Source organism: Amycolatopsis oliviviridis (assembly GCF_014654365.1).
Taxonomy (GTDB): Bacteria; Actinomycetota; Actinomycetes; order Mycobacteriales; family Pseudonocardiaceae; genus Amycolatopsis; species Amycolatopsis oliviviridis.
Map to the genome: position 1 here is coordinate 1,751,849 of NZ_BNAY01000001.1, position 6,000 is coordinate 1,757,848.

2 protein-coding genes (1 of these 2 running past the window's edge) are annotated in these 6,000 nt (G+C 69.7%); both read right to left on the bottom strand.

Annotated features, from left to right (window positions below):
* Positions 1-4,868, bottom strand: the 5' end (the start) of a protein-coding gene (locus tag IE302_RS07495; protein ID WP_191252980.1) for a WXG100-like domain-containing protein. It extends 22,927 nt beyond the left edge of the window; only the first 4,868 of its 27,795 coding nucleotides appear in the window; the start codon lies at positions 4,866-4,868; its stop codon lies off the left edge, out of view.
* A 367-nt stretch (positions 4,869-5,235) separates the two neighbouring features.
* Positions 5,236-6,000: NCS2 family permease (locus IE302_RS07500; RefSeq protein ID WP_191252983.1), on the bottom strand; the 765-nt coding region annotated here is incomplete at its 5' end.

The window sequence follows — 6,000 nt, forward strand, 5'->3', positions numbered from 1 at the left end:
ACGGTCCGGAAGGGAGAGCCCGGCGTGAGGCGCCGCACCCAGGCGCGCGGCCGGCTGAAGGTACGCACCTCGATCTCGAAGTCGACGTCGTGCGCGAAGACGTGGGTGTTCTGGCTGCCGAGGTTCCAGTCGAGGCGTTCGGCTTCGAGGTCGACCCCGTTCCGCCGCGACTCGCTGCCGGCGAAACGCAGCGGCGCGACGGTGAAATCCGCCATCCCGCTCGCCGCCGACGTATCCGGCACCAGGACGGCGCGAGCCTCCGCACCCACGGTCACGCCGCGTTCGGTGGCCGTCGCGCTGGAGTTGACCGGGCTGTGCGCGGCGGTGGCGAGGATCGTCCGGTCGTAGGCCTTCCCGAGGTGCTCGCCTTCCGAGAGCTTGGCCTTGACCCGCACTTCGACGTACTCGCTGGTGAACAGGCCGCGTCGCTTCAGCTGGACCTTCAGGCCAGGGCCGATCAGGCTGTCCAGCCGGGACCGCATCGCGGTGGCCGAGAAGGCGGTCTCGATCTTGCGCAGGTTCGCCAGCTGCTCGCGGAGTGCGAACCCATCCACCTTCACCGGGCTGGGAAGAAAATCGCCGCGAGCGGGGAGGAACTTCGCGAAGCCGGGAAGAGACCGTACGAAGCTCTCGACAGCCGGGGACACCTTCGTGGCGCCTGTGAAAAGGCCGGCCGCGACCTGGCCACCGGCCGCCGAAGTCGGCAGGTAAGGCGGCTCGAAGAACTTGTCTTCGGTCGGGATGACCTTGTCCGAGGTACCGGGCGGCACCGGCAGCCCCTGTGCCTTGGCCTCCGGCAATCCCATGCGCACGTACGCGGTGATCTGATGCGGTTCCATCGTCTTGCCGCCGACGGGCGTGACCTTGAGGTTCGTGGTCACCTTGTACACGCCGATGCCGCCGGTGGCGTACAGCGCGGCCCCCGAGCTCGTGTGGGCGCCGGTCGCGACCCTGCGGACGCGGCGGAAACCCACCCCGGCGGTGATACCGCCCGCCGCCCGGAACAGTTTCGACACCGGCGCCAGCCCACCGAACCCGACCTCGACCTGGCCTCCGGAGGTCGCGGTGGAAATGGCGGTGTCGGTCATGTCCGTGACGTTGGTGAAGCCGAGCATCGAATCGTCCGGCAGCACGCCGACGAGCTCGACATCGTTCTTACGGGGGCTGTCCACCTCGAATTTGAGGGCGTGCCGGACGGAGCCGTCGAAGCTGGTGAGGTCGGTGGAGAGCACCGGTGTGCCGGACAGCATCGTCGACAGGGACGGCCGGAGGCCGGTGCCCGTCAGCAGCTCACGCAACTCGTTCCAGCCGGGCGCTCCCAGCGCCGTGGCCGACGGACGTCCCTTCTGGCTCAGCGCCGCGGCCACGCTGTCGAACAGGGCCGCTTCGTCTTTGACTTTCAGGACCTCGGTCGCCGTGAACTCGATGCGCTTCGCCCAGTCCGGCTGGAACTCGCCCACGCGCGTGGTCTTCGCCGGCCTGCCGAGCCCTCGCAGGTGCTCCGGGATGATCAGCTTGACCGTCTGCCCGGTGACGGGCCCCGTCTTCTCCCGGCCGCGGCTGTCGGTGACGGTGACCTCGTAGACGACGCCGACGTCCGCCGCCCAGGCGGGCCCGGCCGCCCGGATCGAACCGAGGTTGGTGGTGGTCGTGGTGGCGATGTGCCGCCGGGCCGGGCGTCCGACGAAGGCCGTCACCGACGCCCAGGCGTGCACCATCGCCGTGGCCAGCATCGTGGACGCGCCGCCACCGACGACCCACGGCCGGGTGTCGTTGCGGCCTTCGGTATGCGTGACCTGTTCGAAGTCCTTGATGTGCCCGACACCGACGTCGAACGGTTCTTTCCCCCTGAGGACGGCGTTGTCGAGGTCCATCTTCGCGCGGATCTTGACCGAGTACCACTCGCCGTCCGCCCACACGCCGAAGGTCCGGCCGGAGCGCAGCAGGGTTTCGAACCTCGTGCGGGTGAGCCGCGTGGCGATCTGGCCGAATCCCGTCTCGTGCTTGATCTCCTTGCCGCTGAGTTCCTTGACGAAATCGCGGACCAGCGCGGTGAGTTCCTTGTCGCCGGTGGCCTTGCCGGTGACGGTGACTCCACCGAGCGCCTCTCCGTCCCGCGCGTACATGGGCAAGGCGGAACGGAGGTCGGTCGGCCGGGCGGGCTTGCCGTCCGCGAAGCCGTCGTAGTGCGAGCCGGCCATCGTCGAGCCGGCCAACGTCGAGCCGCCGTCATCGCTGTCGGCGAACGAGGCCAGAGTGCTGGTGGACGACTGCCTGCTCGGTCCGGCCTCGGCGAACCCCGCGCCCTTGCCGAGCAGGACCGCGCCCGGGGTCGGGTTCTGCCCTGCCTCGAGCGGCCGGAGGTCGGTCGTGGTGACCTCGACCCGACGTCCGGGGGCGAAGGGCACCACTTCGCGGGCGATACCGGCGTCCCGGGCGAGCTGCGCGAACCGCGCGGTCTCGGGGTCGGTGATCGCACAGGTGACCACCATGAGTTTGTTCCACGGCTTCGGCTGGCCGGTGGCCGACAGGCTCCGGTTCACGTCGGCCAGCGCGTCGACGACCTGCTCGATCCGTCCGGTCCGCGCTCCCCCACCGGTTTCGGTGGACGAATGCCACACCACGGTGAAGTCGGCGTCGGAACCCCTGCTCGCGCCGGCGGCGAACGCGTCGGCCACCGCGGTCGCCTCGGCGTCCGGCAGGAACGAAGCGCCGATCACCGACTGCTCGGGCGAAATCAGCGGCCGTGCCGAAGGCATCGCGTCCTCGGCCTCGGGCCGGGACCGGTCGGTGGTGGCGCCGCCGTCGGCTGCCCGGTCGTGGCCGGGGAGCGCCGGATCGTGCTCCGCGCGCGCCGGACCCGTGGTCGTGGCGTCGGCGGTGGCCCTGCCCGCGGCCTGCGCCGTGTCGGCGCCGCCGCTGTCCCGTGCGGCCGTCTGTTCCGGACCGACCTGCCGTTCGAGCGCGGGAGTCACCGCGTGCGGCCGCCCGGGGGCGACGTTCGCGACCGTCTCGGGCCTGGCTGGGCCGGTTCCGTCGGTGCGCGCGACGGTGGTGGCCGGCGTGGCACCACGTGGCTCCGCTGCCGTGACGGGGCGGGCGGCCTCCAGCGGCCCTGCCGCACTCGCCTGCTGCCGCGCCGTCGCGGACTCCGGGGTCGCCGTCCTTCCCGCACCGGTGTCTCCCGGTGTCGAAACGGCCGCCGGATTCGCTCCGGCCACGGGAGCGACCGGGGTAACGGCGACGGGAACCACGCCGGGGGTCTCGCCCAGCGCCGGTGCCGTGGTGTGGCCTGACTCGACTGTCGCCGTCTCGGTGCCTGTGTGCGCCGAGGCAACGTGGGCCTCGGCGGCGCTTGCCGGAGTGAACACCGCGCCCAGCGCGTGACCGGCCGTCGTGGTGACGCCCGGGTCGGCCGCTCGGCTGTCTGCGGCGATCGTGTCCGCGTAGGACGGTGGCGCCTCGGGGAAAAGCATTTCCCCGGTGGTGAGATGATCGCCGGTCTTGGCGCCGGTCTTGACATCGGCGGCGGAGACCGACGCCTCGCTGCCGGTCTTGACGTCGGCGCTGGTCTTGATGTCGGCACCGGTCTTGACGTCCGTACCGGGTTTCGTGTCCGCGGCGACCGCGCCCGGTTCGGGGATCGTCAGCTGCGGCGCGCCCGGCAGATGACCCAACGCCGACATCAGCGCGTCCAGCGAACCCGCACCCGAACCCGTGGACGACGAACCACTACGGCCGCCGCCGAACCCGGACAATGCCCCCAGCATCCCCAGCCACGGACTCGCGTGCGGTGACCCCGTGGCGGCGTTGATCACCGGAGCGGTGATGAACACCACCCCCACCTGACCAAAACCGTACGACAGGTGCCCCAACGCCTCCACGGACCCCGGAACCACCCGCTTCGGCGCCTCGACCGCCTTACCCGCATCCGCCGCGGCCTCCGGCGACTTCTCCCCGCCGACAGCGGCCTCCGGTGCCTTCTCACCACCGGCTTTCCCCGTCACGCCACCTGGCACCGCGCCATCCACAGCATCAGCGGCTTCTTTCGCGGCCAGCTTCGCCGCCAGATCATCCGCCGCTTCGGCGGCGACCTTGCCCGCCGCCTGACCCGCCCCCTCCAACGCCGCACCCCGCACCCACACCGCACCCGCATGAAAGATCCCCGCGAAGGCACCACCCAGCGCGCCACCCACGAACGACCCCAGCAACGACTTACCGTCGAACCCGTCACGCTTCCCCGCCGCGACCTGCCCGGCCTGGATCGACAAATCCAAACCGCCCATGATCCCCGCGCCCGCGGCCCCGAACTTCCCCGCCTGCCACGCCGTCGCGCCCAGCCCCGCCAGTGCTTTAGCACCCAGCTGCTTCGCCGACATCGCCGCCAACGCCTGCATCTTCGCCACCAGCGCACGCCACATCGCCATCAACGCCGCCCGCGCCGTCAGAATCGCCGCACCAGCCATGAACGCGAAAATCAACGTCGCCAGCAAATGCACGATGGTGGCCAGCGCCATCGCCGCCATCGCGACCATCATGACCTTGGCCTTCACCACATCGGCCGCGGCCGTCTTCGTCATCGACGCCAGACTGCCCGACGCCTCCCCCAACGCCTCCACACCCGACACCATGTCCTTGCCCAGAAAAGACGAAAAGAACTCCCCGGTCTCACCCTCCAGCGCCGCGTCCACCCCGGCACCGCTCGCCCGCAACGCGTCCTGATACTCCTGCGCGGCCACCTCGAACTCACGCCACGCCCGCTCCAACGCAGACAACGCCACGTCATTGCCCTCAGGCCACGACATCCCCAACGTCACCAAAAAGAACTTCTGCAACTCCGGGGGCAGCTTCACCGAACCACCGGCCATTTCCTCTCACCTCCTCCCACGAACTCGAACAGGTGATCGACCCAGGTCGTCAGTGCTCCGGATCAACGTTCTTTCCAGCGTTTTCCTTACTTTCTCCAACCGCGCGCCGAACTCGCGGTGTGCCTCGTTTCGAGGGAACTTCCCTCACGAGAAAGCCGATTCAGGGCCGGACGATCGGGCAATACACCTCGCCGAAAGCACGGCCCGGCACAAAGCCTCCGTTAAGAAATTCAGGGGAACTGGCCATCGCCCAAGACCGTGGCCCCGTGTCGTCCGTCTGATCACAGGTGTCGTCCGTCTGATCACAAGTGTCGTCCCTCCAGACACACAGGACGGCCACCGCACGGCCCCATTGCCCGCACGCCATCTAGCCGAACACGGCCTGAATGGGGCCCAGCGCGAAGTAGACCGCGAACATGGCCGCGATGGCCCACATCAGCGGGTGGATGCCCTTCGCCTTGCCGGAGACCGCGCGAAGCACGACGTAGCTGACGAAACCGGCGCCGATGCCGTTCGCGATCGAGTAGGTGAACGGCATGACCACGATGGTCAGGAACGCGGGCAGCGCGATGGTGAAGTCGGAGAAGTCGATCTCCTTGACCTGGCTCATCATCAGCGCGCCGACGACGACCAGCGCCGGGGCGGCGGCCTCGACCGGGACGACCTGGTAGAGCGGGGTCAGGAACATCGCGGCGATGAACAGCACGCCGGTGACGACGTTCGCGAGCCCGGTCCTGGCGCCCTCGGCGATCCCGGACGCGGACTCGACGAACACGGTGTTCGAACTCGACGACGCGAACCCACCCGCCACCGCCGCCGTGCCGTCCACGAACAGGGCCTTCCCGACATTCGGCAGCTTGCCGTCCTCCGGGAGGAGGCCGCCCTCCTTGGCCAGTCCGGTCATCGAGCCCATGGTGTCGAAGAAGTCCGCCAGCACCAGCGTGAACACCAGCAGCACGACGGTGATGATCGGCAACCGCGTCCAGGCGCCGAAGGAGACCTCACCGACCAGCGACAGGTCCGGCAGGCCGACGACCTGATCCGGCAGCGCCGGGTAGCCGAGGTTCCAGCCCAGCGGGTTGACCCCCTTCGACGGTCCGACCTTGGTGATCGCCTCGACGACGATCGCCAG